Origin of the sequence: Glaciihabitans sp. dw_435 (assembly GCF_018449675.1) — a bacterium.
In the GTDB taxonomy this organism is placed as follows: Bacteria; Actinomycetota; Actinomycetes; order Actinomycetales; family Microbacteriaceae; genus Glaciihabitans.
In genome coordinates, this window is the sequence record NZ_JAAVUZ010000027.1 from 1 (window position 1) to 21,250 (window position 21,250).

At 65.9% G+C, this 21,250-nt stretch carries 23 protein-coding genes and 1 tRNA gene; 6 read left to right on the forward strand and 18 right to left on the reverse strand.

The features are described from left to right. Position 1: 1 nt before the first annotated feature. From HB677_RS17385 to HB677_RS17395, 3 genes are read right to left on the reverse strand one after another with little or no spacing between them, the layout of a single operon-like run. Positions 2–475, reverse strand: coding sequence for a heme-degrading domain-containing protein (locus tag HB677_RS17385; RefSeq protein WP_213816999.1), 474 nt, complete (start codon positions 473–475; stop codon positions 2–4). Positions 476–479: 4 nt separating this feature from the next. Continuing rightward, a complete protein-coding gene (locus HB677_RS17390) occupies positions 480–932 on the reverse strand; it encodes an NUDIX hydrolase (RefSeq protein WP_213817000.1) in 453 nt (150 codons plus the stop codon). Beyond that, positions 929–1,696, reverse strand: a complete 768-nt coding sequence (locus HB677_RS17395) for an SDR family oxidoreductase (RefSeq protein ID WP_213817001.1) — start codon at positions 1,694–1,696, stop codon at positions 929–931. Before HB677_RS17395 ends, HB677_RS17390 begins: the two co-directional genes overlap by 4 nt. Before the next feature lie 83 nt (positions 1,697–1,779). Here HB677_RS17395 and HB677_RS17400 point away from each other — a divergent pair, with 83 nt between their 5' ends. From HB677_RS17400 to HB677_RS17415, 4 genes are all read left to right on the forward strand, one after another. Beyond that, positions 1,780–2,259 carry an NfeD family protein gene (locus tag HB677_RS17400; RefSeq protein WP_255546713.1) on the forward strand — a complete coding sequence of 160 codons (480 nt, stop codon included), beginning with the start codon at positions 1,780–1,782 and terminating at the stop codon, positions 2,257–2,259. Next, the gene (locus HB677_RS17405; RefSeq protein ID WP_213817002.1) at positions 2,252–3,271 is read left to right on the forward strand and encodes an SPFH domain-containing protein; all 1,020 of its coding nucleotides are present in this window, start codon (positions 2,252–2,254) and stop codon (positions 3,269–3,271) included. Before HB677_RS17400 ends, HB677_RS17405 begins: the two co-directional genes overlap by 8 nt. A 61-nt stretch (positions 3,272–3,332) precedes the next feature. Beyond that, positions 3,333–4,031, forward strand: a complete 699-nt coding sequence (locus HB677_RS17410; RefSeq protein WP_218624791.1) for a glycerophosphodiester phosphodiesterase — start codon at positions 3,333–3,335, stop codon at positions 4,029–4,031. A 115-nt stretch (positions 4,032–4,146) separates the two neighbouring features. Next, entirely contained in the window at positions 4,147–4,509 is a 363-nt protein-coding gene (locus HB677_RS17415) for an RNA polymerase-binding protein RbpA (RefSeq protein ID WP_213817004.1), read from the forward strand. Between the two features lie 118 nt (positions 4,510–4,627). Here HB677_RS17415 and lnt read toward each other — a convergent pair whose 3' ends face one another. The 9 genes from lnt to HB677_RS17460 all read right to left on the reverse strand — a co-directional run bounded on the left by lnt (position 4,628) and on the right by HB677_RS17460 (position 14,627). Beyond that, the gene (gene lnt, locus HB677_RS17420; RefSeq protein ID WP_213817005.1) at positions 4,628–6,199 is read right to left on the reverse strand and encodes an apolipoprotein N-acyltransferase; all 1,572 of its coding nucleotides are present in this window, start codon (positions 6,197–6,199) and stop codon (positions 4,628–4,630) included. A gap of 9 nt (positions 6,200–6,208) precedes the next feature. Further along, positions 6,209–8,644, reverse strand: a complete 2,436-nt coding sequence (locus HB677_RS17425) for an RNA helicase (RefSeq protein WP_213817006.1) — start codon at positions 8,642–8,644, stop codon at positions 6,209–6,211. Beyond that, the gene (gene tatC / locus HB677_RS17430) at positions 8,641–9,402 is read right to left on the reverse strand and encodes a twin-arginine translocase subunit TatC (protein WP_213817007.1); all 762 of its coding nucleotides are present in this window, start codon (positions 9,400–9,402) and stop codon (positions 8,641–8,643) included. The genes HB677_RS17425 and tatC overlap by 4 nt, the downstream gene beginning before the upstream one ends. Before the next feature lie 47 nt (positions 9,403–9,449). Further along, positions 9,450–9,761: a twin-arginine translocase TatA/TatE family subunit gene (locus HB677_RS17435; protein ID WP_213817008.1), complete on the reverse strand. Its 312-nt coding sequence runs from the start codon at positions 9,759–9,761 to the stop codon at positions 9,450–9,452. Positions 9,762–9,842: 81 nt separating this feature from the next. Then, positions 9,843–10,826, reverse strand: a complete 984-nt coding sequence (locus HB677_RS17440; protein WP_213817009.1) for a YafY family protein — start codon at positions 10,824–10,826, stop codon at positions 9,843–9,845. Next, positions 10,819–11,793 (reverse strand): helix-turn-helix transcriptional regulator, encoded by a 975-nt coding sequence (locus HB677_RS17445; RefSeq protein WP_374193832.1) that lies wholly within the window; start codon positions 11,791–11,793, stop codon positions 10,819–10,821. The genes HB677_RS17440 and HB677_RS17445 overlap by 8 nt, the downstream gene beginning before the upstream one ends. Positions 11,794–11,935: 142 nt before the next feature. Next, the gene (locus tag HB677_RS18925) at positions 11,936–12,913 is read right to left on the reverse strand and encodes an FKBP-type peptidyl-prolyl cis-trans isomerase (protein ID WP_213817011.1); all 978 of its coding nucleotides are present in this window, start codon (positions 12,911–12,913) and stop codon (positions 11,936–11,938) included. A gap of 35 nt (positions 12,914–12,948) precedes the next feature. Then, positions 12,949–13,950, reverse strand: coding sequence for a tRNA (adenine-N1)-methyltransferase (locus tag HB677_RS17455; protein ID WP_213817012.1), 1,002 nt, complete (start codon positions 13,948–13,950; stop codon positions 12,949–12,951). After that, positions 13,947–14,627, reverse strand: coding sequence for an HAD family phosphatase (locus tag HB677_RS17460; RefSeq protein WP_307852637.1), 681 nt, complete (start codon positions 14,625–14,627; stop codon positions 13,947–13,949). Before HB677_RS17460 ends, HB677_RS17455 begins: the two co-directional genes overlap by 4 nt. A gap of 114 nt (positions 14,628–14,741) precedes the next feature. On the opposite strand from HB677_RS17460, the gene HB677_RS17465 reads away from it, so the two are divergent. Further along, complete coding sequence (locus HB677_RS17465) at positions 14,742–15,638, forward strand: PAC2 family protein (protein ID WP_213817013.1); 897 nt, start codon at positions 14,742–14,744, stop codon at positions 15,636–15,638. A gap of 3 nt (positions 15,639–15,641) precedes the next feature. Here the strand turns inward: HB677_RS17465 and mshC are convergent, their stop codons facing one another. The 6 genes from mshC to HB677_RS17495 form a co-directional block, all read right to left on the reverse strand. After that, positions 15,642–16,877 (reverse strand): cysteine--1-D-myo-inosityl 2-amino-2-deoxy-alpha-D-glucopyranoside ligase, encoded by a 1,236-nt coding sequence (gene mshC / locus HB677_RS17470; RefSeq protein WP_213817014.1) that lies wholly within the window; start codon positions 16,875–16,877, stop codon positions 15,642–15,644. A gap of 73 nt (positions 16,878–16,950) precedes the next feature. Beyond that, positions 16,951–17,130: a hypothetical protein gene (locus HB677_RS17475; protein ID WP_213817015.1), complete on the reverse strand. Its 180-nt coding sequence runs from the start codon at positions 17,128–17,130 to the stop codon at positions 16,951–16,953. Between the two features lie 133 nt (positions 17,131–17,263). Then, complete coding sequence (locus tag HB677_RS17480; protein WP_213817016.1) at positions 17,264–17,977, reverse strand: GAF and ANTAR domain-containing protein; 714 nt, start codon at positions 17,975–17,977, stop codon at positions 17,264–17,266. A 25-nt stretch (positions 17,978–18,002) separates the two neighbouring features. Next, positions 18,003–18,728, reverse strand: a complete 726-nt coding sequence (locus HB677_RS17485) for a GAF and ANTAR domain-containing protein (RefSeq protein ID WP_213817017.1) — start codon at positions 18,726–18,728, stop codon at positions 18,003–18,005. Between the two features lie 40 nt (positions 18,729–18,768). After that, positions 18,769–19,629, reverse strand: coding sequence for an undecaprenyl-diphosphate phosphatase (locus HB677_RS17490; protein ID WP_213817018.1), 861 nt, complete (start codon positions 19,627–19,629; stop codon positions 18,769–18,771). Between the two features lie 16 nt (positions 19,630–19,645). Then, on the reverse strand, positions 19,646–20,947 hold the full coding sequence (locus tag HB677_RS17495; RefSeq protein ID WP_213817019.1) for a M20/M25/M40 family metallo-hydrolase: 1,302 nt from the start codon (positions 20,945–20,947) through the stop codon (positions 19,646–19,648). 216 nt (positions 20,948–21,163) lie between these two features. On the opposite strand from HB677_RS17495, the gene HB677_RS17500 reads away from it, so the two are divergent. Next, positions 21,164–21,247 (forward strand) — tRNA-Leu (locus HB677_RS17500). Positions 21,248–21,250: the final 3 nt, after the last annotated feature.

Here is a 21,250-nt window from a genome sequence, read left to right on the forward strand (position 1 = left end):
GCTAGCGCGCGAGGAACGCCGCCAGTGCCTCGACGACCAGCGCGTGGTCGTCCGCCTGGGGAAGCCCGGACACGGTCACGGTGCCGACAGGACCGACATCACGCACGATGATCGGGAAGCACCCGCCGTGCGCGGCAAACATCGACAGGGAGAGCCCGGTCGATTCGGCGAAGTCCTTGCCGGTCGCGGCAAACCGGCGCCCAATGAGGAAGGAGCTGTGGCCGAAGCGACGCACCGTACGGATCTTGCGGGCGACCCAGTCGTCGTTGTCAGCGGATGTCCCGTCCAGCGCCACGTGGAACAGCTGCTGGTCGCCCCGGGTGATGTCAATGGTGACCCCGTGGGACCGCTCCACGGCGAGGGACACCAGCAAGTTGCCGAGCGCGAGCGCATCGGCGTTGGTGAACTGGCTGAACTGCAGCCGCTCCTCCTGGGCTTCGAGCTCGGTGATCAGTGCGGCGATGTCTTCGGTCACGGCGTTACTCCTTGGGCAGGTTACGGCGAACGAGTTCCGGCAGCTCTGCCGGCTCGTAGGGCTCGTCGGTGGCGAGCAGTTCCTCGAGCGTCCACCAGCGGCTTGCCTCGACGTCGACGTGCTCCTCCGGGGTCCAGTTGACGTTGGAAGGCTGGAACGCATCGGTCAGGTGCACGTAAAACTCGGCGTGTCCGGTGGAGTGGTCCGCGTCATCCCATTGCACGTCAAAATCGTGGTTCCACACGGGGTCGCCGAGCACGTCGACGACAAGGCCGGTCTCCTCGAAGAGCTCACGGATGCCGGCCTGCAGGTGGTTCTCCCCCGGGTCCACGCCGCCGCCCGGCGTCAACCAGCGAGCGATGCCACTGGTGTCGGGCGCCTTGGTCAGGAAGAGCAGCACCCGACCGTCACGGTCGAACAACAGGATGCGCGAGGTGAGGCGGTGTCCGCCGGTCATTTTGTCTCGAGAAAGTCGCTCACATCGCCCACGTAGCGGGTGTTGTTTTCGGGGATCGGCTCGACGGCGGCGAGGGCGACCTCGGCCGCGAACTCGCTGACGTTGTAGAGGCGGCCGGCCGCCTCCTTGCGCAGGCCGAGCGCGCCGGGGTTGGAGCGCTCCAACAGGGTCGCCGTGATGGTGCCCTCGATCATGTCGCCCGAGACGACAACGAATTCGATGCCGGCGTCCTCGAGCATGGGGATCATGTCGCGCAGCGCGTCTTCGCCCGCGCGCTTGCTCAGCGCGACCGGGAGGTACTCGGGCATGGTCTCGACGGTCTTGATAAAGTGAGCCTGGTGGCTGGTGACGAACACCACGCGGGCGCCCGGAGCCAGCAGCGGCAGCGCCGTGGTGAGCAGGTGCACCTGGGCGTCCCGGTTGAGCTGCATCGCGTAGTCGGCGGCCATGCCGCTCTCCATGCCGCCCGAGGCGTTCATCACGAGAATGTCGAGGCCGCCCAGTTCGGTGGCGATCGTGTCAAAGAGGGTTGCGACGGACGAGTCATCCGTCAGGTCCGCGCCCACGGCGATGGCCGTTGCTCCCGCAGCCTCGAGGGAGGCGACGAGCTTGAGGGCGCGTGCCTCCTTGTTGCGGTAGTTCACGACGACCGTGGCTCCAGCCTCGGCGAAGTAGCCGATGGTGTCGGCACCGATGCCTCGGGAAGAACCTGTCACAAGGGCGCGTTTGCCGGCGAGAGTGCCGGGCTTCAAAGGGTTGCTCACGACGAAACAGACTAGCAACTCCCCCGTACTCACTCAGCCGGGAGTGATAGTTTCAAGGTTCACGACACGAGAGGTGCCGAGTCATGCCAATGGAGTTCATCGAGTCGTACGCCTGGGTTATCTGGCTCGCACTCATCCTCGTTTTTGTGATCATCGAGGTGGTCACCGTCGACTTCACCTTCCTCATGCTGGCCACCGGCAGCGTGGGCGGCTTGATCCTCGCGATCGTAGGCGTCGACTTCTGGATCCAGATCCTCGTCGCCGCGGTGTTGTCGATACTGCTCCTCTTCACGGTGCGCCCGCCGCTGCTGCGTGCCCTCAAACGTGGCGGCGATCCGGCCAAGAGCAACATTGACGCCCTGATGGGCATTCACGGGGTGGTGACCGTCGACTTTGACGGCACCGCCGGAAATGTCAAGCTCGCCAACGGCGAGACCTGGACGGCCCGACTTTCTCCCGCATCCGGTACTCGCCCGCTCGAAGCGGGCGACGCCGTGATTGTGACCGCTATTGACGGCGCAACGGCCATCGTTGTGCCTCGTGAAAGGACAGCCCATGAGTGACTCCGTCGGAACCGTCGTCTCCATCGTCCTGCTGGTGATCGTGGCGATCTTTGTGATCGTCGTGCTCTTCCGGGCGATCAGGATCGTGCCCCAGGCAACGGCGGGAGTGGTGGAGCGACTGGGCAAGTACCACAAGACCCTCAACCCGGGCTTGAACCTTCTCGTCCCCTTCGTCGACCGCATGCGCCCCCTCATCGACATGCGCGAGCAGGTCGTCTCGTTCCCGCCGCAGCCCGTCATCACCGAGGACAACCTGGTCGTCTCGATCGACACCGTCGTGTACTTCCAGGTGACGGATGCCCGTGCCGCGACCTACGAGATCAGAAACTATCTCGGTGCCGTCGAACAACTGACCACCACGACCCTGCGAAATGTCGTCGGTAGCCTCAACCTTGAGGAAGCGCTGACCAGCCGCGACAACATCAATGGCCAGCTGCGAATCGTGTTGGACGAGGCCACCGGAAAGTGGGGCGTACGAGTCGGCAGGGTTGAGCTCAAGGCGATCGACCCGCCCCTGTCCATCCAGGACTCCATGGAGAAGCAGATGCGCGCGGAGCGGGACAAGCGCGCGGCGATCCTCACCGCGGAGGGAACGAAGCAGGCGGCAATCCTGCAGGCCGAGGGTGCACGCCAGGCAGCGATCCTCAATGCGGAGGGTGACGCCAAGTCCCAGATTCTGCGAGCCGAGGGTGAGGCGCAGGCAATCACGACGGTCTTCGGTGCCATTCACGCCGGCGATCCGGACAGCAAGCTGCTCGCCTACCAGTACCTGCAAATGCTTCCGAAGATCGCGGAGGGTCCGGCGAGCAAGCTGTGGATCATCCCCAGCGAGCTCACCGAGGCGCTCAAGGGCGTAACCGCGGGCTTCCTCGCTCCGCGCGGGGACGGACCGACCGGAGGGATCACTCCCCCGCCCGAGACTCCGCCCACGACGCCGGCTCCCTCCAGCATCGTCCCGCCGGCCACCCCGCCGGCCGCACCAACCCCGCCGCGTGAGACACCCAACGCCTAGCGGAGCTGAACAGCTCCCGTTCTTCCGCTCCCCGCTCCCCCGTGTTTTCGCCCACCGGGGGTTGCCGATAGACGCGCCCGAAAATACCCTCCTCGCGTTCCTCAAGGCGCTGGCGATCGGCGTTCCCTACCTCGAGACGGACGTGCACGTCAGCAGGGACGGCGTTGCCATCATCAGTCACGACGCAGACCTGCTGCGGTTGACAGGTCGCAATGAGCGCGTGATCGACCTGTCCGTGGCGGAGCTGAAGCTCATCCGCCTGGGGCAGGACCAGACCTTTGCCACTCTTGCCGAAGCATTGGACGCCTTTCCCGAGGCGCGCTTCAACATTGACATCAAAGTGCCGGAGGCGGTGGGTCCCACGGTCGCCGCCATTCGGCGTGCGCGGGCGGTCGACCGTGTGCTTGTCACCTCGTTCAACGGCTCGCGTCGTCGATCCGCGGTCGCCCAACTTCCGGGAGTCGCTACCTCCGCCTCGGCCGGTGGAGTGGCGCTCGCGCTCGTCCTCGGCAAGATCGGGCTGATTCCCCTGCTGCGCCGTGCCCTCAGGAACGTGCACGCGGTGCAGGTGCCCGAGCGCGCACTCGGGATGACCTTCACCACACCCCTGATGCTCGCGCGCCTCCACCGTGTCGGTGTGGAGATGCACGTGTGGACCATCAACGACCCGGCCGACATGCGCCGGCTGCTCGATCTCGGGGTCGACGGGATCATGTCGGATCGCGCCGACCTCGCCATGATCGCCTTAGCCGAAAGCTAGCCGTGTGTCCCCTGAATGGGGCTGGGAAGTGACTGTGAATGGAGTGCGGCGGAAAGGATTCACTCAGCTAGTGGGTTTATAACTTTGTATGCAATGCGAGTAAGGAGGCCACACAATGGCAGACCGTAGTTTGCGCGGCATGAGACTTGGAACCCAGAGCTTACAGAGCGAAGAGGGTGTCGAGTTTTCCCCGCGAAAGAAGAGCATTTACCGCACCGCCGACGGCAAGACTTTCGAGGTCACATTTTCCGCCGACGCCGAGGTGCCCGAGGTTTGGGAATCTCCCAAGTCCGGCCAGGAGGGCGTGCTGCTGTCGAGCGACGGCACTCCCGTAGAGACGTCGCGGGTGGAGTCCAAGATTCCGCGAAGCCACTGGGACATGTTGCTTGAGCGTCGCAGCCGGGCCGAGCTGGAGGAACTTCTCCAGGAGCGTCTGGATTACCTCCGTGCGAGGAAGGGCCAGAAGATCGGCGCATAGCCGACCCCTCAGCCCTCTCCCGCCAGGTGCGCGCCCCGCACAGTCACTGGTTACAGCGTCCCGTTCCCCTCAGCCGAGGGAAGCGGGACGCTCTTTCGTTAACCCGGGGCGCCCGGGGTCAGCGCGAACGGCGGGGAAGCTTCGCCGTCTTCGGAACGCGGGGTCCGCGGCCGGTCAGCCACAGCGCGAAGAGACCGAGCAAGCCGAGAGCTCCAGCGAACTTTTCGAAGAGCGCGGCAAACTGCGAGGCGGGCGTCAGGGTCGAGCTGAGCGGCACATCGGCGACCATGGAGTCGGCGGTGTAGCTCTTCAGCTGCCGGATGGTGGACCCATCCGGGGCAATCATGGCGCTGGTGCCCACCGTCGAGATGTTCACGACGCTACGGCCAAGCTCAAGGGCGCGAATGCGCGCAATCGCCAGCTGTTGCACGCTCTCATCCGTGTGGCCGAAGTCGGCGTTGTTGGTCTGCGCCAGGAGGATTTGCGCGCCGGAGCGAACGGAGTCGCTCATCACCGCGTCATCCGAAATGTCGAAGCAGATGTCGATGCCGGCGATGATGCCGTTGACGTCGAAGACCGTGTCCGTCGTGCCTGGTGTGTAGTCGCGACCGATGAGGCCGATCAGGTCGGGGGCGAGCGGTTCCCAGAACGCACGATCCGGTACGTACTCGCCGAACGGCACCGGATGCTTCTTGTCGTAGTAGTCGACGGCGCTCTTGCCTGCCTCCCAGAGAAGCGAGGTGTTGTAGATTTTGTCGCCACGCTGGGTGATGGCGCCCGCGATGAGGGGTGCGTGCATCTGCTCGCTGACGAGGTCGAACACGCGTGCGGCGCTCTCGTTCTCGAGGGGGTCGATGTCGGAGGCGCCTTCCGGCCACACCACCATGTCGACCTTCTTTCCGAACAACGGCACCGTCGCGCTGAACTGTGCCGCGAGCAGGTCTCCCTGCTGGCGGGTATCGAAATAGGCGGCCTTTCCATTGCCCTGCACCGCGGCGATCGACGAGGTGCCCGACAGGGCGATCGGGAAGGCGGGCACAACGAGAACAACGGTGAGAGCCGCCACGGACACCGTGACGCGGGTGAGCCGCGCGATGGGCGCCGAGCGCACGGCCTCGAGCGCCAGCGCAACGAGGAGCACCATGACAAAGCTCACGCCGGACACGCCCAGCCAGGCGAAGAGATTGTTGAATGGGCTTTCCGACTGTGACAGCGCGACGCGACCCCAGGCGAAGCCGCCGTAGGGCCAGAGGCTCTCGATTGCCTCGCGTGCGGTCCAGATGCCGGCGATCGTGATCGGAACCCGCCAGAGCCGGGCGCGCGCCGATGGCCAGGCGCGCGGACTCCACCGGTAAACGAGGCTCATGAGCATCGCTCCGAGCGCGACAAACAGCGACTCGAGGAACGACAGCGCCGTCATCGGCACGGGTCCGAGGAAGAGAGACGCCCATTCGATGTGCACGAGATAAAACGCCATACCAGCGATGAAACCGACGAGGAGCGCCGACCGGGGACGCCGACCGATCAGGCTGACGAGCACCACGGCGATGCCGAGGAACGTCATCGGCCACCAGTTCTTGTCCGGGAACCCGGCGTCGAGAATGGGGCCGGATGCCAGTGCCAGAACGATCGCGGCCCACAGGGGCACGAGCGGGCGGGGCACGGGAGTTACCCCGGTCGATTGGTTCACGAAGAGAGCTTACGCAACGCTGCTGTACGCGACGATTCCGCGGCGGATGGCATCCAGCGCCTTGCGGGCTGTCACGCCCACCGGGGCATCCGCTACCACCGACAGCTGGTCGAGGAGGTCGATGGTCTGCTTGCTCAGTCGCACGAAGTCGCCCGCAGCGAGGTCCGAGAGGGTCAGCACGGCGTCGAGGGAGGCACCCTGCGCCCAGCGGTACATCGCGAGAGTGAGGCCCGCAGACAGCGGCTGGCTGCCGGGCAGACGATTGTCGCGCTCGATGTCATCGAGGTTCGCCCACAGATCCGTGGTCTTGTCGAACGCCTCGCGGAAGTTTCCGCGCGGGAGGTTCCGCTCGTCCGGTGCACCCTCGTCGCGGCGGGGGTCGTAGATGAGGGAGGCGGCCATCGCCGCCAGTCCCGCCGGGTCGAGGTCGTTCCACAGCCCGCGCCGCAGCGACTCCGCGACGAGCAGGTCACGCTCCCCGTAGATGCGCTTGAGCAGTCGCCCATCGGTCGCGACCGTGGTGAGACCGTGCTCGTCCTGAACGAGGTAGCCGAGCAGCACGAGGACGTCCGTCACCCGGTCGAAGACCTTCGCGACGGCGCCCGTGCGGCTGCGAATCTGCCCGGTGAGCTTCTCGTTCTCCTTCTTCAGCTTCCACCAGCGGTCGGCCCAGCGTGCGTGGGACTCCCGCTCGGGGCACGAGTGGCACGGGTGCTGCTTGAGGCGACGACGCAGCGCGGTCAGCTGGTGCTGGCGCTTGTCGCGCTCAGCCCGGGTCTGGAGGTCCGCGCGGACCCCGGACTTGCGCTCAAGATCGGTCAGTTCGCGCTTGATGTTCGTGTACTCGCCGAAGTCGCCGAGGTGGCAGGTCATCGACTTGGCGTAGCCGTTGAGCGACTCCTGCTGTGATCGCACCTTCCTGGCCAGGTCGACAACGGCGCGGTCCGCCTGGAACTGGGCGAACGACAGCTCGAGCACTTCGCGCGTGCGTTCGCGGCCGAACTGATCGATGAGGTTCACGGCCATGTTGTAGGTCGGTTTGAAGCTGGAGTTCAGCGGGTAGGTACGGCGGGAGGCGAGGGATGCCACGGCCTGCGGGTCAAGCCCGTCGACCCACTGAATGACGGAGTGCCCCTCGACGTCGATACCCCGGCGGCCGGCACGACCGGTGAGTTGGGTGAACTCTCCGGGTGTGATGGGGACGCGGGCCTCGCCGTTGTACTTCTCGAGCTTCTCGAGTACCACCGTGCGCGCGGGCATGTTGATGCCGAGCGCGAGCGTCTCCGTGGCGAAGACGAGCTTCACCAGTTTCAGGCGGAAGAGCTCCTCCACGACCTCCTTGAACGCGGGAAGCATTCCCGCGTGGTGCGCGGCGACCCCGCGCTCGAGACCCTCGAGCCACTCCCAGTAGCCGAGGATGGCGAGATCCTCGTCGCGCAGGGTGCGGCAGCGTTCCTCGACGATGGCGCGGATCTCGTCACGCTCGTGTGCCTCGGTCAGGCGCACGCCCGCGCGCAACACCTGGCGCACGGCAGCGTCACAGCCGACCCGGCTGAAGACGAAGAAGATGGCGGGCAGAAGATTCTTGGAGTCGAGCAGCGCGACGAACTCGGGGCGGTCCATGCGGCCGCTGTCCGGCCCGCGCTGCGGGCGGTGACGCATCGAGTTGTTGCCACGGCGCGATCCATTGGTGCGGGGTCCTCCCCCACCACGGGCCATCTCAAGCAGCTCCGGGTTGACCCGGTTGGTGGCTGCGAGGCCGGACGAGTCGAACAGGTCGATCATCTTGGTGCGCATGAGGACGTGCTGTTCCAGCGGCACGGGCCGCTCCTCGGAGACGATGACGTCGGTGTCGCCGCGGACCGCCTGGAGCCAGTCGCCGAATTCCTCGGCGTTGGACACCGTCGCGCTGAGCGACACCATCCGCACCGACTGCGGCAGGTGGATGATGACTTCCTCCCACACGGCACCGCGGAACCTGTCCGCGAGGAAGTGCACCTCGTCCATGATCACGAAGGCGAGATCGACGAGGCGGTCGGAGTTGGCATAGAGCATGTTGCGCAGAACCTCGGTGGTCATCACCACGATGCGCGCCGCGCTGTTGATGTTGGTGTCCCCGGTGAGGAGGCCGACGTTCTCGGCCCCGTACTCTGCGGTGAGTTCCTGGAACTTCTGGTTGCTCAGCGCCTTCATGGGCGTGGTGTAGAACACCTTTTCCCGAGCGCCCTGCATGGCGAGGTAGACGGCGAACTCCGCAACGACGGTCTTCCCGGCGCCCGTGGGTGCCGCAACGAGCACGCTCTTGCCCTGCTCAAGGGATACACAGGCGGCGGTCTGGAACTCGTCCAGGTCGAATTTCTGGGCGGCCCGGAACGCTTCGAGCTGGGGGCGGGCGCTCCTGCTGCGGGATGCCGCGTAGCGCTCGGCCGGCGAAAGCTGTGTCATGCGGTTTCCGTTCCAATGTCGGCGGAGAGCCTGTCCGCACGGCGGGCGACAGCCCGGTCGTGCAGCCACGCGACTCCGGCAGCCGCGAAGTACAGCACGACCATGGGGGCAGCGAGAAGGAGCATGGTGGTGATGTCGGAGGCGGGCGTCGCGATGGCGGCGAAGACGGCGATGAGAATCACCGCGACCCTCCAGCCCTTGAGGATTGATTTCGCCGTGAGAAGGCCGATGAAGTTCAGCAGCACGAGGAAGACGGGAAGCACGAACCCGACGCCGACGGCGATCACGAGTTTCAGGACGAAGTCGACGTAGTCCTTCGTGCGGAAGATCGACGAACTCTCCGCGGGCGCGAACCCGGCGAGCAGGATCACCGTGTGCGGGAAGATGAACCAGGCGGTGACGCAGCCGGCGAGGAACAGCGGAATGGCCGCGCCGAGAAATCCGATCGCGTAGCGCTTCTCGGAGCGCTTCAGCGCCGGCACCACGTAAGCCCAGATCTGGTACAGCCAGACCGGGCTCGAGAGGATGACTCCCACGGTGACGGCAATCTGCAGGTTGACGTCGAACGCCTCGCCAATTTGCGCGTAGTTGAGTTCGGCGGTGCGCCCGGAGGAGGCCGCAATCTCTTCGATGGGCGCCTGCAGCGCCTTCAGCACCGGATTGACGAGAAAGAAGCCGCCGATGGATGCGACGAAAAAGAAGATTGCCGAAATGAACAGCCGATTACGGAGTTCGACGAGATGCTCGCCGAAGGACATCCGTCCGTCCCGGTCAGCGCCTCGTCTGGTGCGCCCTGCCACGGAACCTAAGGCTTAGGGTTTGTGTCGGAGGGATTGGTGGCGTCGTAGCGCGGGGGCAGCGGCACCTCCGTGGAGGCTGCCGTCGTGTTCGGGTAGCCACCGTTCTGTGCAGGATTCTGCGCGGAGTTCTGGGTCGGAGCCTGGCCGGCGTCGGTGCCGGTCGCGTCCTTATCGCCCGTCTTGATCTCCGAACGGAAGATCTTCATTGACTGGCCGATGCTGCGCGCGAGCGCGGGAAGCCGGGGAGCGCCGAACAACAGCAAAACGATGGCGAGCAGGAGCAGGCCGTGCCAGCCGGTAAATCCGTTTGCAAACATCGGTCCACGTCCTTCGATTGTCGATTGCGTTGCTATTTTAGCGCGGAGTTAACGAGAAAGGCTGCCAGGCAGGTGCGAGGGTCAGCCGGCGTCCGTATATCGCGCCGCTCCCGCTGCCGCCCACGCTGCGACGACCGCCCGCGCTTCCGGTGGCTCCACGACCGTGGCGACCCCCGACATGCTCGCCATCAGGCGCTTGAGCCCGTGGTAGTGCGACACCCGGATGGTCGTGCGCAGCCGTCCGTCGGGCTGGGTCTGGGTGCCACCGTCGGTCATGTAGTCCGCGAGGAGGAACGCGGCCGCGGGTGCCACATCGACCGTGACGATGAGGTCGGCGGCGGATGCCTCGAACAGCAGTTCCGGTAGAACCACGTCGCCCGCGGCGAAGGTGATCGCCTCGGTCGTCACCTGGGGTGCGGAAATCCGGTCGAGGCGGAATGTCCGCACCGCCTCGCGGAGGTGATCCCACCCGCGCAGGTACCAGTCGGCATCCATGGACTCCACGCGCAGCGGGTCAACGCGACGGTGCTCGGCCGAGCCCTGCGAATTGCGGTAATCGAACTCGACCTGCATGCCGCTGGCGACGGACTGACGGATGACGGCCAGCGTGGCATCCGTTTCCGACGACGCGACGGCGACCTGGCCCGGCGCCGACGATGCACCGCGCGAGAGTTTGGCCATGAGGCTCGCGATGGCTGCGCGGTCGGCGTGTTCCGGCAGCGCAGACAGGTACTGCAGGCCAGCGATGAGAGCGGATGCCTCGCGAGCGGAGAACCGCGGCGAATCATCGATCGCGACCCGATTGGTCAGCACGATCTCGTCGTTGTCCTCGAAGTCATCCCACGCGATGTCGAAGAGGTCACCGTGCTGGTAGGCAGCGGTGTCGCCGGGCACGCCGGATACGCCGATGAGCCGGACTGCATCCCTGATCTGCTCCGGCTTCATGCCGAAGTGGGCGGCGACGTCGGTGACGCTGATGCGGTCGTGGTCCATGAGGTACGGAACCAGGGACAGCAGGAACGTCAGTTTGTCCTGCGCCTGCAGGGGCGGGGTGCGCTCAGCCATGGTCTGCCGCCGTTACTTCCAGTCGCGACCGCACGGCGTCGCGCAGCTCGGGTGGGGTCCGCACGAGCGCTTCTGGGCCGAAGCCCGCGAGCTCGTCGGCGAAGAGGTTGATGTCGGTGTAGTGCAGCAGCAGAGTCGTTGGGTCAGTGTCGCTGACGGTGGTGCCCGGGCGTTTCTGCAGCCGGGTGGCAGCGTCGGAGCCCTGCTCCACCTCGACGACGGCGGTGCGCTCGTGCCAGATGCGCTCGAGTTCATCGAGTGCGAGCTGCGCCGCGTCGGCGGGGAACGGCTCGAAGTGCTTGCTCGTCGCGGTGATCGGCGACACGATCCGCCGCAGGAGGAAGTTGCGGGTTCCGCCGGCGTCCTGGTCTTCCGCGTGCAGCATCCAACGACCCTGCTGCTGGATGAGTGCGATGGGGGCGACGGTGCGCGTGCGCGCATCCTTCTCCCCCGGCTTCAGGTACGCGAACTTCACGATGACGCGCTTCTCGAGCGCCGAGCTCAGCGGGGCGAACGCGGCGTCCCGCACGCGAAGGCGGGGCGCGTACCCGAGCACGGGTTCGGTCGAGGTCACGCCGAGGGATCGCAGCTTCAGGATGGCCCGGCGCGACTCACCCGAGAGCGATCCTTCCCGCCAGACCATGGCCGCGAGGTTCAGCAGCGTGGTCTCCTCCGGCGAGAACGAGATGTCCGTGGGCAGCTCGTAGTCGCCCCGCGGGATGCGGTAGCGCAGGTTCTGGTTGTTGCCGGGATCGGTGGGCGACTCGAGGGTCTCGAGCGGGACACCCAGTTCGCGGATGTCGTCCTTGTCGCGCTCGAACTGGCGCTCGAGGTTGGCGTTGTCACCCGACCGCGCGTACCGCTGACGGTACCCCTGCACGGTCGAGAGGATCTCGCTCTTGGTCAGGCCGTTGTCGGAGGCGAGCAGCGCCAGCACGAGGCTGAACAAGCGCTCCTCCGCGGGGATCCGGGGCGGAGCGGGCGTGCGGGTGCCCGTGCCTGCCGCCGGGTCGGCCGGTGTGCCGGGGCTGGGTGTGCGTTGAGTTGCCACGAAACGCATTCCTTCTGTGGGGAAAGTCAGGACACCCGGCCAGTGTCGATAGGAAAGGCTACTTCTGGATGCCCAGCACGTCGAAGACGTACACGGGAGTGTCGCCGGCGGGGATCGTGGTGGGGTTTGTCACGTTCTTATCGGGCGGAACAATGACCACGATCTGGCTTCCGACGGTGGAGCCGATGAGAGCCTTGGCGAAGCCGGGCAGCAGGCCAGAGCCATCCGTCGTTCCCTTGGCAACCACGGCGGCGGGTGCCGGAAGGGCACCGTCGACGCGAGCCCACGATGTGTCGTCGAAGACGGCCTTGGTTTCCCAGAGCACGCCGGTGTAGCGGATGACGACCTGGTCGCCCTCCTTCACCGTCGCGCCGTCGCCGCGCTTGAGGACCTCGGTCATCAGCTTGGTCGGGGCGGGAGTGTCAAGGAAGCTGAGCCCGGGCGTTCCGTCGGGGGCGGTGACGACGCTCGGGAAGCCCGACTTGAGGGGCTGCACGGCACCGTCGGCCTTGGCGAGGTAGCCGGCCTGAATGTCGGTGACCAGGATCAGCGTGTCCTTGAGACCCAGTTTGAACGACGGGTCGACGCCCTGCGGACCGGCGATGTCCTCGACGGTCACGGTGCTCGCGATGCGCGATCCGACCGTCTGGCACTGCAGGGAGGCGCCGATGGCGTCGTTCTTGTTGCCAACGACGACGCGCAGCGGGGCGGTGAGGTCGTACTTCGTGGCGGTGAGCAGTGTTCCGGTCTTGCTGTCGTACACGCTCGCCTGAATGTCGGCAGTGGTGCCGGCGGTGAGAAGAGTGCCCTTTCCCTTCACGAGAACGGATGTCTCGTGGCGGGAGGTGGTCAGCGGCGTCGGGAAGGACACCGTCGGGGAGGCGAGGAGCTTGCCCGACGCTTCGACCTGTGCGGACGCGGTTCCCGCGGTGGTCAGGGGGTCGCAGTTTGCTGCGGCCTGTTCTGCTGGGCTGCTGCACCCGGCGAGGACCGCCACGATACCTGCAGCAACAATCAGCGCGACACTCTTGCGCACGGAGCCTTCTTTCGATCGAGCCGGGAACACCGGAATCACTCTACCGTTTCGTCGTCGGCAGTCTTGGCGGCCTCGGCGGCGGCGTGCGCCTCACGGACGGTCTTGCGCAGGCTCTTGTCGCTCGCGGTGCGCTCACCGAGGGCTCCGGGGGTCCAGGCCTCGACGTCCTCGTCCGAGAAATCTGACTTCGACGGGCGACGCTTGAGCTGCGGGACCACGGCACCGGGTGCGAGACGGCGGGCGGTCATCAGGAAGCCCGTGTGCCCGATCATGCGGTGGTCGGGGCGTACGGCGAGTCCTTCGACGTGCCAGGTGCGAACCATGGTCTCGGATGACTCGGGGTCGGTGAACTGGCCGGTGCGGCGAATCGCCTCGGCGACGCGCGACAGCTGCGTGACGGTCGCGATGTAGCAGATGAGCACGCCTCCGGGAGTCAGCGCCTCGGCAGTGACATCCAGGCATTCCCAGGGAGCGAGCATGTCGAGGACGACGCGGTCGACGGTGCCGGGCTCGACTACGCCGGGCAGGGACTCGACGAGGTCGCCGACGGTGACGGTCCAATTGTCGGGGGCTGCTCCGAGGAACGCGGAGACGTTGCCCTGGGCGACGTCGGCAAATTCCTGGCGGCGTTCAAACGAGTTGAGGTAGCCGTCGGTACCGATCGCGCGCAGCAGCCAGAGGGAGAGCGCACCGGAGCCGACCCCCGCCTCGACGACCTTCGCGCCGGGGAAGATGTCCGCCTGCGCGAGGATCTGCGCGGCATCCTTCGGGTAGACGATCGCGGCGCCGCGCGGCATCGACATGACGAAGTCGGTCAGCAGGGGGCGAAGGGCGAGGTACTCGATGCCGTTCGAGCTGGTGACGACCGAGGCATCCGGCTGTCCAATGATGAGGTCGTGATCGAGAATCCCGCGGTGGGTGTGAAACCCGCCGCCCACCTCGAGCGTCACGGTGTTCAGCCGGCCCTTTGGCCCGGTCAGTTGTACTCGGTCGCCGGCGCGGAAGGGGCCGCTCTGACGTCGGATGGCGTCGCTCATGCGGAATCCTTTGCTGGGTAACGGACGGAAGAAAAGAGGTCGACGAGATCATCGACGGTGCGATCGGCCAGCGTCGGCCAGATCGTGTAGCCGTTATCGGCGGACAACGGGCTGTTAAGCGGGACGCCGATCGTGACGGCACCGGATGCCACGCCCGACGCGGTTCCGGGAGCGGAGTCCTCGATCGCCACGCAGTCGGAGGCGCTCACGTCGAGGAGGCTCGCCGCGTGCAGGTAGGGCTCGGGGTGGGGCTTGCTGTGGGCGACGTCGTCGCCGGCAACGATCACGTCGAACGCCTCGAATCCCATGGAGGCGGCGACGTGCTCGGCAAGGCTGCGCATCGACATGGTGACGAGGGCCGTCTTAATACCGCGGGAGCGCAGCTCGAGGAGGAGTTCACGGGCTCCGGGGCGCCATGGGAGGGCGTCGCCGACGCGCCCGAGCACGGTACGGGTGAGCGCATCAATGATGTCGCCCTCGGACATGGTGACGCCGCGGGCCTGCAACAGGCGGGCGGAATGCCACAGTCCTGAGCCGACGAGGGTCAGGGCGTCTTCGTGCGTCCAGGTGCCGCCGAAGGACTCGACGAGCACGGTTTCGGCATCCATCCAGTACGGCTCGGTGTCGATGATCGTGCCGTCCATATCCCAGAGGACTGCGGCGGGAGAAGTAGTCACAACCCTCGATTGTACGGGGGCGCGGGGTGCACCGGAGTGCCGCGATGTGCCGGTGGGTTCTATCCTTGGAGGAAGGAGCGCGGCCTGGTTGGCCCGCTGAGCAAAGGATTTTTCGTGCCAGAGACATCGAAATTCACGAGCGGTCGAGTGCTCGTCGTTGCCTTCGAGGGCTGGAACGACGCGGGCGAAGCGGCCAGCGGTGCCGTGCGGATGCTCAAGGAGCAGCTGGACGTGTACCCGATCGCCGAGGTTGAGCCCGAGGACTACTTCGACTATCAGTTCAACCGTCCCACGGTCGCCGTGGACGACGACGGCTCCCGCCAGATCATCTGGCCGAGCGTGACAGCCTACGGACCGGTCGCGCCAGCCGCGGGCCTCCCCGGATCAAACGTCTACCTGCTGCTGGGCACCGAGCCCTCCCGTGGCTGGAAGACCTTCACCGCCGAGGTGCTCGAGGTGATCGAGGACGCCGAGATTGGCGCCATCGTCTTCCTCGGTGCGATGCTCGCCGACGTGCCGCACACCCGCCCGATCTCCGTCTTCACCAGCAGCGAGAACGCCGCCGTTCGGGAGGAGCTCGCCGTCGAGCGCAGCAACTACGAGGGCCCGGTGGGCATCCTCTCTGTGCTGGGCGAGGCCGCGGACAAGGCAGGTATCGCCACTATGTCGATCTGGGCATCGGTCCCCCACTACGTGCACAACGCGCCCTCCCCCAAGGCCACGCTCGCCATCATCGAGAAGCTCGAAGAGGTGATTGCCGTGGCGATCCCGCGGGGCGACCTCGTCGCCGAGTCGGCCGCGTGGGTTACGGGCATCGACGTGCTCGCCGGGGACGACGAGGACATGGCCGCGTACATCGAGCAGCTCGAGCAGGCGCGGGACACCGTTGACTCGCCCGAAGCCAGCGGTGAAGCCATCGCCCAGGAGTTCGAACAGTACCTTCGCCGCAACGACGGCAAGGACGGACGGGGCCCCGCGGGCGAAGACCCCTGGCGCCCGCCCACGAGCTGAGCCTTAGCGCAGGCGGATGCCGAGGAGCGTGTCCACCGCGCGGACGTCGTCGGACGTGGCCGGTGCGCCGGCAGTGATCGCCGCATCGATCGCGGCGACGGCGGCAGGGGTGTCGAGGTCGACCGCGAGGACGCGGCGGAGTTCGGCGAGAACCGGCGACTCCGGGGCATCCACCGAGTCAGAGTCGGTCGCGGCCGACGCCCACTCGTCCCAGCGCGCGAGGCGTGACTGGGCGGCTTCGAGCAGGTCGGCGGTGTATTCCCAGTCCTCGCGATAGTGCTGCGCGAGGAGGGTGAGGCGGATGGCGCGGGGGTCGACTCCCGCGGAGGTGAGCCGTGAGACGAGCACAAGGTTGCCGAGCGACTTCGACATCTTCTCGCCCTCGTAGCCGACGAGGCCGGCGTGCGAGTACAGCTCGGCGAAGGGCTTTCCGGTCATGGCCGTCGCGTGACCGGCGCTGAATTCGTGGTGCGGGAAGATCAGGTCGGAGCCACCGCCCTGCACCGTGAATGGAAGCTCGAGGTGCATCTGGGCGATCACGGAGCACTCGATGTGCCAGCCGGGACGACCCTCGCCGAGCACGCAGGTCCAGCTGGGGTCCCCCAGGCGGGCGCCACGCCAGAGCAGCGGGTCGAGCGGGTCGTGCTTGCCGACGCGGTCGGGGTCTCCCCCGCGTTCGGCGCTGAACTGCAGCATGGTTGCGCGGTCGAGACGGCTCTCGTCACCGAGGGTCCAGGGGGTGGATGCCTCGGCGGCGGCGCTGTCGAAGTACACGTCGTTCTCGACCCAGTACGCGATACCCCTGTCGAGCAGGAGCTTGACCGCGTTCGCGGTCTCTTCGATGACCTCGGTGACGGCGATGTAGGAGTCCGGCGGCAGGATGCGGAGGGCTTCCATGTCGCCACGGAACAGCTCGGTCTGGGAATCGGCAAGCTCGCGCCAGTCGACGCCCGTGTCGCGGGCTCGCTCCAGCAGCGGGTCATCCACGTCCGTCGTGTTCTGCACATAGGTCACCGGGTATCCGGCGTCCATCCACAAGCGAATGAGGGTGTCGTACGCAAGGTACGTCGCCGCGTGTCCGAGGTGAGTGGCGTCGTAGGGCGTGATGCCACAGACGTACAGGCCGGCGGTTGCGGCGGGGCGGGCTTCACGCATACCGGCCGACGCGGTGTCCCAGATGCTGGGAACGGGGCCTACTCCGGGCAGAGGCGGAACCTCGGGTCGGTTCCATGACTTCACTGAACTAGTTTAGTCGCCGTGGCGACCACGCCCGACCGTGGTGCGGGATTCCCAGCCGGCTCACGACGGGCGGTTAGACGAAGTACTCGTCTCCCATCAGGGACGTTGAGTAACTCACTTCATGCTCGGTGAAGGGATGGGCGTGAAGGATTTCGGGGCGACGCCACAGCACGAACGCGTGGTCGTCGGTTCCGGGCATGGAACCCTCGAAGTCTTCGGTGTCGATGAGAATGCGAGCAACGATCTTGGTCATGATTGACCCCTCTGGCCTAATGGAACATCGTTGCCAGGGTCTGGGGCATCTGCTATATCAAGGGTAGACCCCTTGTTCTCATCCGTCGAGGGCTACTTAGTACCCAGATTGGGGTACGAAGACACTGCGTTTCTCAGAGGTTGATGGCGCGCGTGACGACGAGTTCCGCGACATCGCGCAGGCGCTGGCTGCTGCTGCGCGCGTGATCCCGGAGCATCTTGAACGCCTCGTCCATCGAGACGTTGCGGGTCTGGGCGATGACGCCCTTTGCCTGCTCGATGACAACCCGGCTGTTCAGCGCGTGCTGAAGTTGCTGCTGCGCGATATCGCTCTCGCGCAGGGCCCGCTCGTGCAGGATGCCGATGGTCGCCACGTCCGCGAGGCCCTGGGTGATCGAGATGTCTTCGGAGGTGAGGACGCCGGTGCGCGTCCGGAAGAGGCTGAGGGTGCCGATGACCGACCCACGCAGGCGCATGGGGACGACGTGAGCGGAGTGAAATCCCTGTTCGAGTGCCGCGGTGCGGAAGGCGTGCCATTCGCCGTCGAGCTGGGTGATGTCGGGAACGACAACGACCTGCCCCGTCGAGTAGCACTGCAGGGAGGGACCGATACCCGTGCGCAGCTGCATCATGTTGACGAGCCGGCTCTCCTCGCTGGTGGAGGCGACGACTTCGAGTTCGCCTGCCTCGTCCGCGAGCAGCAGTCCTGCCGCGGAGGCGTCGAGCAAATCGGCGCACGTATCCACGAGGGTCTGCAGCAGCTCCACGACGTCGTAGTCCGCAACGAGCGTGTCTGCGAGGGTCACAAGCGCCTCGGCGAGCCTACCCTCGCGCGTTTCTGCAACCATCACTAAACCTTACCGTCGGAGTAACTCACGCTGTGCCCAACCCATCGGGCGTCGAGAAGTCCAGGCGACGCTCAACAATGTCCGTGGCGACCTCGCGCACCGACCGGCCGCTGGCAAACGCGTGGGCCCGGATGAGCAGGGCGGCCTCGTCGGCGGAGATTCCCAGCTGCGCCAGGACCATGCCGGTTGCCTGGTGCACCTCCCGTCGGGATGATCGTGACGTCGTCGAATCGGTCAGGACATCGACGTCCTGCTCTCCCAGAATCTTGCGCAGCACCTGCCAGGCTGCAACATCGGCGAGGGCGGTGGCCTCGGTGACCTGGCTGCGGGAGAGCGAGTGGCCTTCGCGGGTGTACAGGTCGACTGCTCCCAGATCGAGGGTGCCGACGACGAGGGGAAACGCAAACATTCCGCGGACATCGTTGCTTCCGCTGTCGTTGCGCACCGCCTCGGCGAAAATCGGCCACGGTTCGTTGTTGTTATCGCGCAGGTTGGGCGCGAGCACCGGGCGATGGGTGGTCATTGCCTGCCAGCACGGGCCCTCCCCGAGATCGAACTGCATCTCGTCGAGCCGGGCGGCGACCGCGTCGCTCGAGCAGACGGTGGACTGTCCGAGAGCCCCCGACAGTACCGACAGCGCGGCACCCTCGACGGGGAGGACTGCAAGAAAGGGCGCACACAGACTCGTATTGCGCTCGTGAGCCGCCGAAAGCTCGCGTCGCGCACTATCGAAGACGTCGCTGTTGGCCATCGACAAAATTCTAACTCTGAGAGGTGCCCGACATCCCGCCCTAGGAGGCCTGGACCACGTTCGTTGCCAACAGGATGATCAGAACGACGCCGAGGGCGAGACGGTAGATCACGAACGGGAGGAACGAGCGCTTGGAGATGTAGTTCATGAAGAACGCGATGACGACAAAACCGACGATGCCGGCGATGACTGTCGCGACGGCGGTCTCCGCTCCGGAGAAAATCTCGGGCGTGCAACCCGCTGCGGCGGCGACGCAGGGGTCCTTCACGCTCTTGTAGAGCTGGAACAGGCCACTGCCGAAGACGGCGGGGATGGCCAGCAGGAACGAGTACCGGGCGGCGGCGCGACGGTCGAAGCCCATGAACAGGCCGGCGGTGATGGTGCCGCCCGACCGCGAGACCCCGGGGATGAGGGCGAGTGCCTGGGCGAACCCGAAGACGATGGCGCGGGGCCAGGTGAGTTCCTTGAGCCGCAGGTCCTTCTTGCCGACGATGTCGGCGAGGCCCAGCAGGATGCCGAAGACGATCATGGTGATCGCGACGATCCAGAGCGACCGCAGGGTCGTTTCGATCGCGTTCTGGAAGAGCACGCCGAGCAGGACGATCGGCACGCTGCCGAGGATGATGAACCAGCCAAGTCGCACATCGGGATCCGACTGCGGAAGACGGCGGAACAGTGCCCGGAACCACTTGCCGATGATGCGCACGATGTCGTGCCAGAAGTAGATGACGACGGCGGTTTCCGTACCCAGTTGGGTGATGGCGGTGAACGCGGCTCCGGGGTCAGCGCCCGTGCCCACCAACAAACCGACGATCCGGATGTGCGCGCTGGAGGAGATCGGCAGAAACTCGGTAAGTCCCTGCACGAGGCCAAGGATTACCGCTTCAAAAAAAGTGTTCACGCGCGTCCCGCCGGAGTTAGTAGTTGAGCAACAGGTCCCCGAGGACCCGCCTGCCAAACACTAATGCGTCGAGCGGAACCCGCTCGTCAACGCCATGGAACATGCCAGGAAAATCCAGCTCGGCGGGCAGTTTGAGCGGTGCAAAGCCGTATCCGGTGATCCCGAGCTTCGACAGCGCCTTGTTGTCGGTCCCTCCCGAAAGCATGTAGGGAAGAACGGATGCCTCGGGGTCGTGGGTCGCGATCGTGCCGACCATCGCGTCGACGAGCTTTCCCTCGAAGGGATTGTCGAGACCGATGTCCCGGTGCGTGATGGTGATCTCGATCTCATCGCCGATCAGCTCCCGCACCTGGGCGAGGATGGCATCCTCTTCTCCCGGGAACGTGCGGATGTCGATGAACGCTTCGGCGGAATCGGGAATGACATTGTGCTTGTACCCGGCCTTCAGCAGCGTCGGGTTCGTGGTGGTGCGCAGCGACCCGCGGATGAACCCACCAGCGGTTCCCGTACTCAGAATGATCTCGTCCGGACTCACCTGGGTGGGGTCCGCTCCCATGATCCGCGCGATCTCGCGCACGAGCGTCTCGGTGGTGTCGGACAGGCGCACCGGCCACTGCTGGCGACCGAGGATCGCCACCGCTTCGGCAAGCTTGGTGACCGCGTTGTTCTCCATGACGCGGCTGCCGTGCGCGGCAGTTCCCCGCGCTGTCAGCTTGATCCAGATCAGGGCCTTCTCGCCGGTCTGGAGCAGGTACGCGCGCTCCCCGTTCATCGTGATGGAGTAGCCACCTACCTCACTGATTGCCTCGGTGGCACCGGCAAAAATTTCCGGGTTGTTGTCGACGACATAGCCGGAGCCGAACACTCCCCCGTTTTCCTCATCGGAGAAGTAGCCGACGATGATGTCCCTGCGGGGCTGCTTTCCGCTGCGCAGGATGTCGGCGACGGCGCCGTACATCATGGCGTCCATGTCTTTCATGTCCACGGCGCCGCGTCCCCACAGCATTCCGTCCTTGACCTCGCCGGCAAACGGGTCGACGGTCCAGTTGGCCGGATCCGCGGGAACGACGTCGGTGTGGCCGTGCAGCACGAGTGCCGACCTGTCGTCACCGAGACCCTCGTAGGACCCGGGCACGCGGGCGAAGACGGAGGTCCGTCCCGGCGCGGCGTCTACGTAGGTGGTGGACAGCCCCAGCTCCTCGAGCTTCGCTCCCAGATACTCGGCGGCTTCGGTCTCCCCCTCGGATTTTCCCTCGCCGTAGTTCGTGGTGTTGAACCGGATGAGGTCTTGTGCGATGGCCGCGGTTTCTTCGAGCATGGGCTCCACGTTAGCGGCGTCATGGTACAGACGGTCGATTTGGGGCGCCACGCCCGGCCTGCACGCGGGATGCAAAATCGTTCCACAGGGCTGAATCCCAGAAATTCAGCGGGGAGTCGTCCCGACGATTACCGGCTGCCGACCGGTGTTCACCCGGCCCCCTCAAGCCGTGCTAATCTCATACGTCGGCAAGTGCGAAAGCAACTTGCCGGATGCGCGCGGATGGCGGAAATGGCAGACGCGCTAGCTTGAGGTGCTAGTGCCCGAAAGGGCGTGGGGGTTCAAGTCCCCCTTCGCGCACAT